Origin of the sequence: Vandammella animalimorsus (assembly GCF_002285285.1) — a bacterium.
GTDB classification, from domain to species: Bacteria; Pseudomonadota; Gammaproteobacteria; order Burkholderiales; family Burkholderiaceae_C; genus Lampropedia; species Lampropedia animalimorsus.
Window position 1 is genome coordinate 91,424 of record NZ_NSJF01000002.1, and the last position, 13,454, is coordinate 104,877.

At 58.8% G+C, this 13,454-nt stretch carries 11 protein-coding genes and 1 pseudogene; 9 read left to right on the forward strand and 3 right to left on the reverse strand.

Annotated elements, in window-relative coordinates; all coding sequences use genetic code 11:
• Positions 1-72 precede the first annotated feature (72 nt).
• The 9 genes and pseudogenes from CK620_RS03780 to CK620_RS03820 all read left to right on the forward strand — a co-directional run.
• Positions 73-774 (forward strand): FHA domain-containing protein, encoded by a 702-nt coding sequence (locus tag CK620_RS03780; protein WP_143325910.1) that lies wholly within the window; start codon positions 73-75, stop codon positions 772-774.
• Positions 775-1,098: 324 nt separating this feature from the next.
• Entirely contained in the window at positions 1,099-1,533 is a 435-nt protein-coding gene (locus tag CK620_RS14385) for a pilin (RefSeq protein ID WP_095549186.1), read from the forward strand.
• 97 nt (positions 1,534-1,630) lie between these two features.
• Complete coding sequence (locus CK620_RS14390) at positions 1,631-2,065, forward strand: pilin (RefSeq protein ID WP_095549187.1); 435 nt, start codon at positions 1,631-1,633, stop codon at positions 2,063-2,065.
• 31 nt (positions 2,066-2,096) lie between these two features.
• Positions 2,097-2,879 carry a pilus assembly protein gene (locus CK620_RS03795; protein WP_095549188.1) on the forward strand — a complete coding sequence of 261 codons (783 nt, stop codon included), beginning with the start codon at positions 2,097-2,099 and terminating at the stop codon, positions 2,877-2,879.
• An 18-nt stretch (positions 2,880-2,897) separates the two neighbouring features.
• Complete coding sequence (locus CK620_RS03800; protein WP_095549189.1) at positions 2,898-5,960, forward strand: fused MFS/spermidine synthase; 3,063 nt, start codon at positions 2,898-2,900, stop codon at positions 5,958-5,960.
• Positions 5,944-7,851, forward strand: coding sequence for a sulfatase-like hydrolase/transferase (locus CK620_RS03805; protein WP_095549190.1), 1,908 nt, complete (start codon positions 5,944-5,946; stop codon positions 7,849-7,851). Before CK620_RS03800 ends, CK620_RS03805 begins: the two co-directional genes overlap by 17 nt.
• Before the next feature lie 287 nt (positions 7,852-8,138).
• The gene (locus tag CK620_RS03810; RefSeq protein ID WP_095549191.1) at positions 8,139-8,453 is read left to right on the forward strand and encodes a DUF1153 domain-containing protein; all 315 of its coding nucleotides are present in this window, start codon (positions 8,139-8,141) and stop codon (positions 8,451-8,453) included.
• Positions 8,453-9,271: an IS3 family transposase gene (locus tag CK620_RS03815; protein WP_143325912.1), complete on the forward strand. Its 819-nt coding sequence runs from the start codon at positions 8,453-8,455 to the stop codon at positions 9,269-9,271. The genes CK620_RS03810 and CK620_RS03815 overlap by 1 nt, the downstream gene beginning before the upstream one ends.
• 41 nt (positions 9,272-9,312) lie before the next feature.
• A pseudogene (locus tag CK620_RS03820) lies at positions 9,313-9,456 on the forward strand (IS481 family transposase); the annotation flags it as partial.
• 83 nt (positions 9,457-9,539) lie between these two features.
• On the opposite strand, the gene CK620_RS03825 reads toward CK620_RS03820, so the two are convergent.
• The 3 genes from CK620_RS03825 to CK620_RS03835 all read right to left on the reverse strand — a co-directional run bounded on the left by CK620_RS03825 (position 9,540) and on the right by CK620_RS03835 (position 13,437).
• Positions 9,540-10,256, reverse strand: coding sequence for an SPOR domain-containing protein (locus CK620_RS03825; RefSeq protein ID WP_095549193.1), 717 nt, complete (start codon positions 10,254-10,256; stop codon positions 9,540-9,542).
• Between the two features lie 119 nt (positions 10,257-10,375).
• Positions 10,376-12,058 carry an arginine--tRNA ligase gene (gene argS / locus CK620_RS03830; protein ID WP_095549194.1) on the reverse strand — a complete coding sequence of 561 codons (1,683 nt, stop codon included), beginning with the start codon at positions 12,056-12,058 and terminating at the stop codon, positions 10,376-10,378.
• 95 nt (positions 12,059-12,153) lie between these two features.
• Positions 12,154-13,437 carry a glutamate-5-semialdehyde dehydrogenase gene (locus CK620_RS03835; protein WP_095549195.1) on the reverse strand — a complete coding sequence of 428 codons (1,284 nt, stop codon included), beginning with the start codon at positions 13,435-13,437 and terminating at the stop codon, positions 12,154-12,156.
• Positions 13,438-13,454 lie beyond the last annotated feature (17 nt).

Consider the following 13,454-nt stretch of genomic DNA (forward strand, 5'->3'; position numbering starts at 1 on the left):
GTGCAGCGGCACTCGCTTTATCCAGTGGTAGCTGCAGCTGCAATCTCCTCTCTTTGACTACGAGGCCCACGTGTGAAACGGCTTACCTCTGCGCTCTCCCCCATGGCCTACAAGCTCATCGTCACCAAGGAAGACCAGGTGATGCGTGAGCACGCCCTGGTCGCCCCGCTGACACACATCGGCCGCCGCCAGCACAACGACCTGGTGCTGGAAGACTCCACCGTCAGTGGCAAGCATGCTGTCGTGCGCATCAACGGCACGCAGCTGGACATTGAGGATGTGGGCAGCACCAACGGCACCTACGTCAATGGCGACCCTATTCCCGCCAAAGTGCGCCAGGATCTGCAGTTGGGTGACCGCATCGTCATCGGCCCCTACCGCATCAGCGTGCAACTGCAGATGGAAGGCAGCTGGGATACCGGCCAAAGCATCACCCCTACGCTGACGGCCAGCCACTTCGAGGAAACCCAACCCGCATCGGCCCTCATAGCGCGCAGCCTGCCTGCGGCCATCGACATCGCCACCGGCGCCAACGCAGGCCGCCGCTTGATGCTCAACAAAATCGTCACCACCATCGGCTCGCCCGCCGTGGGCGTGCTGTCTTTCACGCACCGACCCAACCACTACACCCTGACCAAGCTCGAAGGCGCGCAAGAAGCCTTCGTCAACGACCAGCCCATTGGCGCCAACAAGCCCATCCAGCTCAAGGACGGCGACCGCATCCGCATGGCCGCCATCGAGATGGTGTTCCGTTTGCTGCCTCCGGCGGCTTGAGCCATCCGCAAGGCTGCACGGGGCCTGGCAGCAAATGCCGCATCCCAGCACCACGCGCTCACCATCTCCCCCGATACCAATCAAAAAACGGCATGTCTGGTCAGGCATGCCGTTTTTCTCATTCGCAAACTGACAAAATTTGTCTTGCCAGCCCAAATCGTCAGCGAGCGACACAAATTGCAAGCAGCCCTTGCCACATGTGACAATGCCCTGGCAGAAAACTGACAAATCAGGGCTTTCCCGAGGGCGCCGAGCCCTGGCACGCCGCTTGCATCCTCCATCGGCGTTGAACGAGGGGTTCAATGAATTACTAGGAGTATTGACATGAAAGCATCTCTGCAAAAAGGTTTCACCCTGATCGAACTGATGATCGTGGTGGCCATCATTGGTATTCTGGCCGCCATCGCCCTGCCGGCTTACCAGGACTATGTGGCGCGCAGCCAAATGTCGGAAGCCTTTACGCTGGCCAGCGGCCAAAAGAGCAATATGGCTGAATACTATTCCGAAAAGGGCGCCTGGCCCGCTAACAACACCGCAGCTGGCGCTGCCAACGCCAAGGACATCAAGGGCAACTACGTGGAAAGCGTCACGATTGCCAGCGACACAGTGACGGCCAAGATGAAGGGCACGGGTGTCAGCAAAGGAATTGCAGGCAAGACCCTGTCCTTGAAGGGCACCGCAGGCACCACGCTGGGCTCTTTTGAATGGGCATGCTCTTCTAACGCAGACAAGAAGTTCCTGCCTGCCTCCTGCCGCTAAACTGTGGGGCGCCCGCTCGCAAGGGGCGGGTGCAATGCATCAAGCAAAAAGGCGCCCTCAAGGGCGCTTTTTTAACACCTTATCCTAGGGAGCCATCATGCCTCAACACAAGGGTTTCACGTTGATTGAGCTGATGATTGTGGTGGCCATCATCGGCATATTGGCCACCATTGCCCTGCCAGCGTATCAAGACTACACTGCCCGGGCGCAGATGAGCGAGGCCATGACCCTGGCCAGCGGCGCCAAGGCCACCGTGATTGAAGTGTGGTGGAGCACGGGCACGGCCCCTTCGAACAATCTTTCTGCTGGCTTGGCCGATGCCAGCAAAATCAGCGGCAAATATGTCGAGAAGGTGAGCGTTGGCGGGGTTGGCGTCATCACCGCTACTATGCGCAACGTCGGCGTGGCCACACCCATACAGGGCAAAACACTCAGCCTTACACCCAATTTCCCGGTGAATTCCGACGGTTCCGTACAATGGAAATGCACATCCACGGCAGGCGTGCAGTATTTGCCCAGCACCTGCCGCTAAAGCCAACTGGATTGTTTTCTGTTTTTTCAGCATGCAGGCCAGGTTGGATTTAATAAAACAAAAAGCAAAAGCCTTTGGCTGGCATGTGCTTGCCAGTGCAGCCCTGGCCTTGGCCGCTTTGGGTTTAGTACTGGGCCTGTGGTACCCCCACCCCTATCGCGATTTGTCTGGCGGTGTTGGGCTACTGGGCCTGATCATCGGCATTGACATCATTGCCGGGCCGCTGTTGACCTTATTGGTCTACCATCCCCAAAAAACACGCCGCGCCCTGCTGGTGGATTTTTCGGTGATAGGTCTGCTGCAACTGCTGGCCTTGGCGTATGGCCTGTCCGTAGCCGTGGCCGCACGGCCCGTGCACTTGGTGTTTGAAAAGGATCTGTTTCGTGTGGTGCACGCCAGTGACGTGTACCACACGGTCGGAGCCGCTCCGCACCTGCCCTTGAGCGGCCCCACGCTGCTGGCCACGCAGATGCCCCATGAGGCTGCTGCCAGCAACCAGATTCTGAAAGACGCCTTGGAGCGCGGCATTTTTGAAGCCTATCGGCCGGAGCTGTGGCGTCCTTACGCCCAAGCACACGCCCAAGTGCTCCAGGCTGCCCGACCAGCCGCTCTGCTTTTAAGCGCAAATCCCGCATTGCGCCAGCAGACCCAAAACATCCTGCAGAGCAAGCGGCTTCGGCAAGAAGATCTGCTCTATTTACCCGTGGTGGGGAGAGATTTTGTCGTTTGGACCGTTTTAATCGGCAAGCACGATGCGAAACCGCGAGCCTACCTGCCTTTCGATCCTTTCAATCATCAGGTAGCACCGCACTGACAAATAAAGGCTCAGCTCATGCAAAAATCAGGACATTCCCTTGGCCAGTATCACGGGAAAAAGCTGTTGATGGGAATATTCATTCTCTCAGGCTTTGCGGGTTTGATTTATCAATCCGTCTGGTCACAGTATTTGGGTATTTTCCTGGGGCATGCAGCCTATGCACAGGCCCTGGTGCTGGCCATTTTCATGGGGGGCATGGCGGCAGGCGCCATGTGGATTGCTCGTGCGGGTGAGCGTTGGCGCAATTTGGTGCGCAGCTATGCGCTGATTGAGGCCCTGATTGGCGTGCTGGGGCTGGTATTTCACTTCGTTTTCACGACAGTCACCAATGCCAGCTATGCCTGGATCATTCCAGCGGCCGGCTCTGCCTGGCTGGCGGATGCTTTTCGCTGGCTTATCGCAACAATACTGATCGTGCCGCAAACCATTTTGCTGGGCATGACTTTTCCATTGATGAGTGGGGGGCTGATTCGGCGCTTTCCCAGACAAGACGGCCATGTATTGGGCAGTTTGTATTTCACCAATAGCATTGGGGCTGCCATAGGCGCCCTGGCTGCCGCCTTTGTGCTGCTGCCTTGGGTAGGCTTGCCCGGCTCCATTACGGCAGCAGGTTTGCTGAATTTGCTGGTGGCCGCACTGGCATGGTGGGTGGCTCGTGACCCGGAACCTGCGCCCACCTCTGTCAATCGGGCAACGCCCAGCCCTGACGCTAACACCTCTGCTACGGGTGCAACAGCCTCACCCGACTGGATGTTGCTGCGACTGGTACTGTTTTGCACCGCCTTGTCGGGCGCTGCCTCTTTCGTGTATGAGATCGTCTGGATACGCATGCTGGGCTTGGCTGTCGGCAGCACCTTGCATGCTTTTGAGCTGATGCTCGCGTCATTCATCGCTGGCATTGCTTTTGGCGGTTTGTGGATCCGTCAACGTGCCGATCATCACCCCGTACCTCTGCGCCTGGCAGGGTGGATGCAGATTGGAATGGGACTGGCGGCGCTTTTTTCTCTGCTGATTTATGGCAACGCCTTTGAGTGGGTAGGTTGGCTGCTGCGCGGACTGGGCAAGACCCCCAACGGGTATCACCTCTACACCCTGGGAACGGGGCTGGTTTCTATTCTCATTATGCTGCCAGCGGCCTTCTTTGCCGGCACCACTCTGCCCCTGTTCACTGTCGCCTTGCTGCGCGCGCGGCAGGGGGAACGTGTGATCGGCCAAGTCTATGCCTGGAACACCGTTGGCTCCATTGCGGGCGTTTTTCTTGCCATGCATGTGTTGATCCCAGCCATGGGACTAAAGCTGGCACTGGTGACAGCCGCGTTTGTGGATATGGGTATTGGTGTTTTCCTCTTGCGTCATCATGCCGAACGCAAAGTGGACTTTTTACACACTGCTTTGGCAGGGTTGGCTGTTACCTTGGCAACGGCATTGGTCGTCACTCAAGTGCATTTCGATCCATTGAAGCTGGCTGGCGGCGTTTTTCGTTCGGGCAACGTAGCCTTGCCCAACGATACGCAAATGCTGTATTACCGTGATGGGAAAACAGCCAGCGTGTCCGTGCGTGTCGCAGAAGGCAATGCCATCGCGATTGCCACCAATGGCAAAGTCGATGCCGCCATCAACATGCTCGATGACACGCCCCCCAGAAGTGATGAGCCCACCATGGTATTGCTGGCTGCCTTGCCGCTCGCCACGCATCCAGACCCTCGGGAAGTGGGTGTGATTGGCTTTGGCTCTGGCATGACGACACACACGCTGTTGGGTGACAAGCGTGTGCAGCGCGTGGACACAATAGAAATTGAGGAAGCCATGGTTGCCGGCGCCAAGGCATTTGGCCATCGGGTGGCGCGCGCCTATGAAGACCCACGCTCACATGTCGTCATTGACGATGCGAAATCTTATTTTTCAGGTCAGCAGGCCAAATACGACATCATTATCTCAGAGCCGTCCAACCCTTGGATAAGTGGTATTGGTGCCCTGTTTGCCAAGGAATTTTATGAGTTTGTACCACGCCACTTGAAGTCTGGTGGCCTGTTTGTGCAGTGGGTGCAACTGTATGAAATTGATGATCGGTTAGTTTCATCCATCATGAACGCCCTAACGCCGGCATTTTCAGATTACCGTGCATATCTATCCAATTCCTCGGACCTGATCATCATCGCCACGCCTGAAGGCACGTTGCCTGAGCTGGAGCCAGAGCGGGTGCTCAATGGACCGCTGGGCAAGGATTTGAAACGCCAAGAACTGGCAAGCAGCGCGCAACTCAAATTTAGGCAAGTGGCTGATGCGCGCTTACTGCGTGCGCAGGGAAGCCTCTACGGGGCCTCGGCTAACTCATATTACTACCCATATCTCAGCTTGGAGGCACCCAAAACCCGTTTCATGGGCGTGGAGGCAGTCTCTCTATCGAGCCTCGGCCATACTTCACCCATGCTGCTGGAGGCCCTTGGCATTCGAGAGCCCATGCCCGACAGTCAGAAAGCAGCGAATTTCAATCTCTTCCCGGGTGAAGTGCATGTGCGTCTGGCGCGTGCATACGTCGAGGTTCTACGAAAAAAAGAGGGTGGTTCTCAGCATGTAAAAAATGCATCCATGGAGCCTGCCTATTTACTGAAAACCCTGGGTGAACAAATATGTGAAAAAAATGTCTCGGAAACTGTGGCCGAATTGATGGCGCGCAACCTGAGGAGCCTTGCGGACATAACCTTGCCATTTTTAACAGTGGATATGCAGGAAGGCGTTCTGATATCGCCACAATGGATTTCCTGCCCCATTCGAGACGAATCGACCGAGCTGAATGCCGCCTTGTCGCTACTGCAAGCCATGGCAGAAAGAAAATGGTCTGCAGCCAAGAACTTAGGTGAACAATGGCTGCGCAACGATGGACGGGAAAGTTTCTGGAAAATTAATTTCGACGACCTTGCCCTTTCAGCCATCTTGCTGGCGAATGCGCGTGAAAAAAATTGGCCAGCTCTGTTGGAGGCGGAAAAATATTATGGCGCCAATATCGCTTCTCAAGGTGAATATCTTATATCCAGAATGCTATTGATAGCTATGGCAACCAATGAAAAAAATCGCTAAAAAATTTGTTCCATTCAAGACAAGGGTCTTGATTAAAGAAAAAAATAACGCAGTGGTTTCGGGTTTTTTGCTGCTTTTGATAGAGCTGCTGGTGATATTTTTGCCTGCGTTGGCTTTTTTATATTTTTATGAAAAAACTGCTAGAAACGTTCCCGAAGGTGCATTCGAGGCCCATTTGGGATTGCTGGTTACAGTATGGGCCTGCCTTTTATTAGCCAGGCTCTGGGCTTGGCGCTTCTTCAAAAGAAGTGCTTCCTGCTGGATAACCTTGGCATCCACCCTGACTTCGACCTGCCTCTGGATTTATTATGCAGCCGCCACCATAGGTCTGATCGGTTTTGGAAAAATCATTACTTGGCCCATCCTGAAGCCCTATCTCTTCAATCCTGAGCAAACCCTTGATTACGCTGGGTTTTCCGTGTTTTGGGCGCTGCTGCTACTGAGTTTTGCAGGTGGCTTGGTGATCTTATTCTGGTGGTGGCTCATTGGCTCGCGGGACTGGGTCCGGCCACTGTCCGCTGTTGGCGCAAGATTATTTTTCATCATCTCTATCGGTATGGCGTGTGCCATAGCTGTTCGTGCTTTTGACTTGTTGGATAACCCGCCCAACTATGTGGGTGAACCCCTCAGCATGACCTTCTTTCCCCCTCCGCTTGAGAGCATAAATAACAAGATATATCATCACAGGCCGCATTTGGAGCTTGTCGAAGATCAAGTACGTAAAGAAAGACTTTCGGCGGGTAAGAAAATCAGCGATATAAATGTCATTGTGATTGTGAGCGATGCTCTCAGGGCCGATCACATGACGCCATATGGCTATGCTCGAGACACCACGCCACACCTGATGTCCCGGCTGCACAAAAATGCAGCCGCGCGCCCAATGACTGCTATGGCCGTGTGTGCCGAAACCATTTGCGGAATGCCCGGTCTGCTGTATTCAAAGCCCCCGGAGCTGATGCACGCAACAGCTATTGGACTGGCCGAAGTCCTGAAAGCCCATGGCTATAAATCATATGTCTTGCTATCGGGAGATCATAGCAATTACTTCGGCCTTGGAAGGATTTATGGGCCAGCTGATATATATATTGATGGCTCACTCCAAAAAGCCAGATTTGTCAATGATGACATGCTGCTTCTGGATGCGGCAGAGTCCCTGCCGCAACACGAGGACGGCGCCCCGGCGTATATCAAAATTCTCCTGCAGTCCAATCATGTCTTAGGTACGCGCTTGGCAGGCTCCAACTGGTATCAGCCAGCAGAAAACTATGCGTCATGGCTTGCAAAAGGTTTAAATGACATAGAAAAAGAGAAAATAGAGCTCGCCACGAATTATTATGACAATGGGGTTAGGCAAGCCGACTTAATGATAGAAAAATTGCTGGTCGAGCTGGAGAAAAAAGGCTATCTCGAAAAAGCCATTGTATTGATAACAGGTGATCATGGGGAAATGCTAGGGGAGCACAACCTGCTCTCCCATACAGTGGGCGTTTATCAACCCGTCCTAAGCGTTCCTGCCATTTTCCTCCAGTATGGCCATAGAGCGGAGAACATTCATTTCCGCCAGTGGACATCACAAATGGATCTGGCACCCACAATCATTGATGCACTAGGCATCGATGCCATACCAAGCTGGGCCGGTGTCGCCTTGCAGAAGAAAGATGATCGACCATATTTTTCATTTCAACAGAAATGGGTATCTGGCTTGATGATCCTGGACGGAGAATATCGCGGCTACAAGTATTGGTTTGATGCAAAATCTCAACAGGACTTTGTTTTTGATTTGCGCAGCGACATAATGGAAGAAAACAACATGTCTTCCAGTATTTCCAAGGATATCCTAGGTTACTGGAGAAGCATTTCATTAAAAAATATGATAGACGCAGGAGGGTGAAAAAATTTGGGGCTTATTGACCAGAAATCAAACAACTTGAACAAATAAATCCCTCAAGCCGAATATTTGACGCAGTCCTTTTGATATAACTGCTTGATCTTTTGAGGCGACTTCTGCAGGTGTCTCATGTGGTTGATTGCGGCCAGCTTGAGCTGACCTTTGCGCCGGTTCGGCGCCTTGCGTGTCACCGTAGCCTTGAGGTTGGTGTCGTATCCCGGATGATTGCATAGATGTAATGACCCACTGATTTCCTGCTCAGGTGTTACCTTCACTAGAGGAGACACCCAATGAGTGCAGTCATGGACGAAGAAATCAAACGTTGGACGGCGCGACGCAAGTCCGCCTTGGTGCTTGAGATCATCCAGGGCAAGACGACGGTGGCCAAGGCAAGTCGTCAATTTGACCTGACCCCGGCAGAGGTTGAGAGCTGGGTGGAGGACGGCAAGCGCGGCATGGAGAATGCCTTGCGCGCCAAGCCCGAGGACGTTCGCCAGCAGTACGAGCGCCAGCTCAAGGAGCTGCAAGAGGCCTATGGCGAAGCCATGCTGGAGCTGCGCGCCCGAAAAAAGCTGGCCGCCTTGCTGAGTACGGACGAGACCTGATGGTCACGATCCAGCAGGGGCTTCGGGAAGATGGTTTTGAAGTGTCGATGGTCAAGCTGTGCCGCTGGTTCGGCGTGGCTAGGCGCAGTCTGTACTACCGGCCAACCAAGGCGGCACCGAAGGTCAATCCTGCCTTGGCCAAACCGATCAAGGCACTGATTGAGGCCGAGCCGTCGTTCGGTTATCGCACCGTGGCCGGTTTGCTTGGGATGAACAAGAACACGGTGCAACGCATCTTCCAGCTCAAGGGCTGGCAGGTGCGCAAGCGTGCAGTGGGACGACGGCCACGTATCCAGGCGCTGCCTTCGGTCGCGACTGCCCCCGACCAGCGTTGGGCGACCGACCTGTGTCGGGTATGGGGAGGACGTGATGGCTGGCTGACGTTGGCACTTGTTATCGATTGCCATACCCGGCAACTGCTGGGCTGGCAGCTCTCGCGCAGCGGCAAGGCCAGTACCGCGGTGGCGGCATTGGAGCAGGCGCTGATTGCCCGCTATGGCACGCTCGGACGTGTGCCTGAGCCGTTCCTGCTGCGTTCGGACAACGGCCTGGTCTTCACCAGCCGCGATTACACGCGGCTGGTTCGCAGCTATGGCTTGCAGCAAGAGTTCATCACCCCGCATTGCCCGCAGCAAAACGGCATGGTGGAACGCCTCATCCGTACCCTCAAGGAGCAATGCGTACACCGTCATCGCTTTGAGAGCCAGCAGCATGCCATGCGTGTGCTGGGTGACTGGATCCAGTTCTACAATCACCGACGCCCGCATCAGGCGCTCGGCATGAAAACACCCGCTGAAGCGTATGCTTTAGCAGCATGACCTGTGCAGAAAGGGGTGGGTCATTACAGCAGCCCGCCCCAACGCACCAGCCCTTCAAGCACTACGCGCCAGGCTATGTGCATGTGGACGTGAAATACCTGCCGCAAATGCAGGATGAAAGCCGGCGGCGCTACCTGTTCGTGGCCATTGACCGCGCCACCCGCTGGGTATTCGTGCAGATCAAGCCCAACACTTGCCTCTTGCTACCCGGCTGGGCTTTGTGGGGGACGACGTGTTGAGAAACTACAGCTAGGAAGCCAAGTTTGTTTTAGCGCGGCTGGCGCACCACGGCGGCGTCGATGCCTTGTTGGTCGAATTGGCGCTTGATGTTGGCGGCGTCCTGGCTTTTGCCGAAGGGGCCCACGCGCACGCGGTAGATGGTCTGGCCCTGGCTTTCGCGGCTGGTGATGCGCGCGTCCCAGCCGTTCATGGCCAGGCGGGCGCGCTGGGCGTCGGCGTCGGCCTGGGCACGGAATGCGCCAGCCTGTACGAAGTATTGGTAGCTGTCTGCCGCAGGGGCTGCTGTGGCAGGGGCCGGCGCGGGCTGTGCTGTGGCAGGAGTTGGGCGGCTGCCGACGCGGGCGGCCAGTTCGCCCAGGGGGTCGGCGCCGGGCTGGGCCACGGGGGCGACGGCCACGACTTCAGAGGGCGGCTCTGGCTCCACCGGGGGCTTGATTTCCTCGCGCGGTGGCGGGGGCAGGGTGCGCGATGGGGCCTGTGTTGGCGGCGTGCTGCCGCCGCTGGGGCGGCTGCCGGCCAGCGAGGCATTGGGGTTCCAGCTGCGGTTGCGTTCCTGCTCGGTCGCGTCCAGCGATGAGGGGCGGGTGTTGGCCTGGGTGTTGATGAAGGGCACCGGCATTTTCGAGACCATCAGCGCCACGGCAATGGCGATGGCAAAGCCGATGAGCAGGCCGATGAGGATCCCGGCGATGGTGCCGCCGCGCTGTGGGGTGCGGCCGCCATGCCGCAGGGGGGTGTTTGCCATAGCCATAGCTGTGCAAGTGGAGTTGACGCCGTTGTGTGTCCGGTGGGCCCTAGAGCGTGTTATGCAATTCTCGCGGTGGGCGAAAAGTGCATAACACGCTCTAAATCACATGGGTTGAATCACATGCGCTGCGGGGCGCTCACGCCCAGCATGCCCAAGCCGTTGCGCAGCACCTGGGCGGTGGCGGCGATCAGCGCCAGACGGGCCAGTTTAACTGCTTCGTCCTCGACCAGAATGCGCTCGGCGTCGTAGTAGCTGTGGTAGCTGGCGGCCAGCTCGCGCAGATAGAAGCTGACGTCGTGCGGCGCAAAGCCGCGCGCGGCGGCAGTGAGCATGTCGGGGTACTTGGCCAGCTGCAGCATCAGCGCCTGGGCGGCGGGGGTGTCCAGCGGGGCCAGATCGGCCTGGGCCAGCGTGGCCGCGTCGCCGCCCCAGGCCTGCAGCACGGAGCAGATGCGCGCGTGCGCGTACTGCACGTAGTACACCGGGTTGTCGTTGTTTTGCTGCACGGCCAGATCGACGTCGAAGGTGTATTCGGTGTCGGGCTTGCGGCTGAGCAGGAAGAAGCGCACGGCGTCAGCACTCGTCCATTCGATGAGGTCGCGCAGCGTGACGTAGCTGCCGGCGCGCTTGCTGATCTTGACCTCCTCACCGCCGCGCACCACGCGCACCATGGTGTGCAGCACGTAGTCGGGGTAGCCTTTTGGGATGCCGGCCTCCAGCCCTTGCAGGCCGGCGCGCACGCGGGCGATGGTGCCGTGGTGGTCGGTGCCTTGGATGTTGATGGCCTTGGCAAAACCGCGCTCCCACTTGGCCTGGTGGTAGGCCACGTCGGGCACGAAGTAGGTGTAGCCACCGTCTTGCTTGCGCATGACGCGGTCTTTGTCGTCGCCGAAATCGGTGGTGCGCAGCCACAGCGCGCCGCCTTCCTCGTAGGTGTGGCCTTGGTCGATCAGGCGCTGCACGGTGCGCGCCACGCGGCCGTCGGCGTACAGGCTGCTTTCCAGGTAGTAGTTGTCGAACTTGAGGCGGAAGGCCTGCAAGTCCTTGTCCTGCTCGTTGCGCAGATAGGCCACGGCGAACTGGCGCACGTTGTCATAGTCCTGCGGGTTGCCGTTGGCGGTGAATTCGCGGTCGTCGGCGCGGACGGTTTTTTGGGCCAGAAAGTCGTTGGCGATGTCCTGGATGTAGTCGCCGTTGTAGGCGGCCTCGGGCCAGGCGGCGTCGCCGGGCTTGATGCCCTGGGCGCGCAGTTGCACGCTTTGGGTCAGGGTGTCGATCTGCACGCCGGCGTCGTTGTAATAGAACTCGCGCGTGACGTCCCAGCCCTGGCTGGCCAGCAGGTTGCAGATGGCATCGCCCAGCGCCGCCTGGCGGCCGTGGCCCACGTGCAGCGGGCCGGTGGGGTTGGCGCTGACGAATTCGACCACGACTTTCTCGGCCTGGCCGGCTGCTGCGGGCTGCATGCCAAAGGCATCGCCGGCCTGCAGCACTTCGCGCACGATGGCCTGCTTGGCCGCAGGCTTCAGGCGCAGGTTCAGAAAGCCCGGCCCGGCCAGTTCCAGGCTCTCGACCCATTGCTGATAGGCCGGCTGGGCCTGCAGCGCGGCCTTGAGCTGCTCGCCCAGGGCGCGCGGGTTTTGCTTCAGGGGTTTGGCCAGTTGCATGGCCGCGGTGATGGCCAGGTCGCCGTGCTCGGGCTGGCGGGGTTGCTCGAAGCTGGGTTTGACGGCTGCGTCTGGCGCCAGCTCGGCCAGTGCCTGGGCCAGGCCGGCCAGCAGTTCTTGTTTGATTTTCAGCATGGGCGAATTTTAGAACCTGTGAGGTGCCGCGCCGGGGCTGGTGCGGGGGACGTGGCGACCCCTGGCACAGGTCGGTTGGCGGGTTTGCGGGGCGGCTACTGGCGGATTTCGCCAGCGCCCAGCACCACGTATTTGAGCGAGGTCAGGCCCTCGACGCCGACCGGGCCACGGGCGTGGAATTTGTCGGTGCTGATGCCGATCTCGGCGCCCAGGCCGAACTCGAAGCCATCGGCAAAGCGCGTGCTGGCGTTGACGACGACGCTGGCCGAATCGACCTCGCGCAGAAAGCGCTGCGCGTGCACATGGTCGCGCGTGAGGATGGCGTCGGTGTGGTGGCTGCCGTATTCGTTGATGTGGGCGATGGCTTCGTCCAGCCCGGCGACGATCTTGATGCCGATGATGGGCGCCAGGTGCTCGGTGCGCCAGTCGGCCTCGCTGGCCGGTGCCACCTGGGCCGCTGGCGCGGCCTGCCGCACCAGGGGCTCGGCCTCGGGCGTGACGCGCATTTGCACGCCCTTGGCGGCATAGACGGCGGCGATGCGCGGCAGGAAGTGCTGCGCCACGCCGCGCGCCACCAGCAGGGTTTCGGTGGCGTTGCAGGGGCTGTATTTCTGCGTCTTGGCGTTGTCGGCCACGCGCACGGCCTGCTCGATGTCGCAGGGGTCATCGACGTAGGTGTGGCAGATGCCGTCCAGGTGCTTGATGACCGGCACGCGCGCCTCGGCGCTGATGCGCTCGATCAGGCCCCGGCCGCCGCGCGGGATGATGACGTCGACGAACTGCGGCATGGTAATGAGCGCGCCCACGGCGGCGCGATCCGTGGTGGGCACGAGCTGCACGCCGTCCTCGGGCAGACCGGCGGCGGCCAGGGCCTGGCGCACCAGCGCGGCCAGGGCCTTGTTGGATTCGATGGCTTCGGAGCCGCCGCGCAGAATGCAGGCGTTGCCGCTTTTGATGGCCAGGCTGGCCGCCTCGATGGTGACGTTGGGGCGGCTTTCATAAATCATGCCGAACACGCCCAGGGGCACGCGCATCTGCCCCACGCGGATGCCGCTGGGCTGCTGGCGCAGGCCGGTGATCTCGCCGATCGGATCGGGCATGGCCGCCAGTTGCTCGCAGCCTTGCGCGGCCGTGGCCGTGATTTTCTCGTTCAGCGTCAGGCGATCGAGCAGCGGCCCGGCCAGGCCATTGCCGCGCGCGCGTTGCACGTCCTTCTCGTTGGCCTCCAGCAGGGCCGGCGCCTGCTGGCGCAGCAGGTCGGCCAGGGTCTGCAGGGCCAGGGCCTTGTCGCGGGCGCTGGCGGTGGCCATGCGGGCGCTGGCGCGGCGCGCTTGGGCGCCGATGGCCTGCATGATTTCGTGCGTGCTGTGGTCGTTCATGGCGGGGCGCGGGGTGG

Excerpts from the sequence above, each read along its gene's own strand:
- CK620_RS14385 (WP_095549186.1), top strand. The coding sequence starts at position 1,099 with ATGAAAGCATCTCTGCAAAAAGGTTTCACCCTGATCGAACTGATGATC.
- CK620_RS14390 (WP_095549187.1), top strand. The coding sequence starts at position 1,631 with ATGCCTCAACACAAGGGTTTCACGTTGATTGAGCTGATGATTGTGGTG.
- CK620_RS03795 (WP_095549188.1), top strand. The coding sequence starts at position 2,097 with ATGCAGGCCAGGTTGGATTTAATAAAACAAAAAGCAAAAGCCTTTGGC.
- CK620_RS03800 (WP_095549189.1), top strand. The coding sequence starts at position 2,898 with ATGCAAAAATCAGGACATTCCCTTGGCCAGTATCACGGGAAAAAGCTG.
- CK620_RS03805 (WP_095549190.1), top strand. The coding sequence starts at position 5,944 with ATGAAAAAAATCGCTAAAAAATTTGTTCCATTCAAGACAAGGGTCTTG.
- CK620_RS03810 (WP_095549191.1), top strand. The coding sequence starts at position 8,139 with ATGAGTGCAGTCATGGACGAAGAAATCAAACGTTGGACGGCGCGACGC.
- CK620_RS03815 (WP_143325912.1), top strand. The coding sequence starts at position 8,453 with ATGGTCACGATCCAGCAGGGGCTTCGGGAAGATGGTTTTGAAGTGTCG.
- CK620_RS03825 (WP_095549193.1), bottom strand. The coding sequence starts at position 10,256 with ATGGCAAACACCCCCCTGCGGCATGGCGGCCGCACCCCACAGCGCGGC.
- argS (WP_095549194.1), bottom strand. The coding sequence starts at position 12,058 with ATGCTGAAAATCAAACAAGAACTGCTGGCCGGCCTGGCCCAGGCACTG.
- CK620_RS03835 (WP_095549195.1), bottom strand. The coding sequence starts at position 13,437 with ATGAACGACCACAGCACGCACGAAATCATGCAGGCCATCGGCGCCCAA.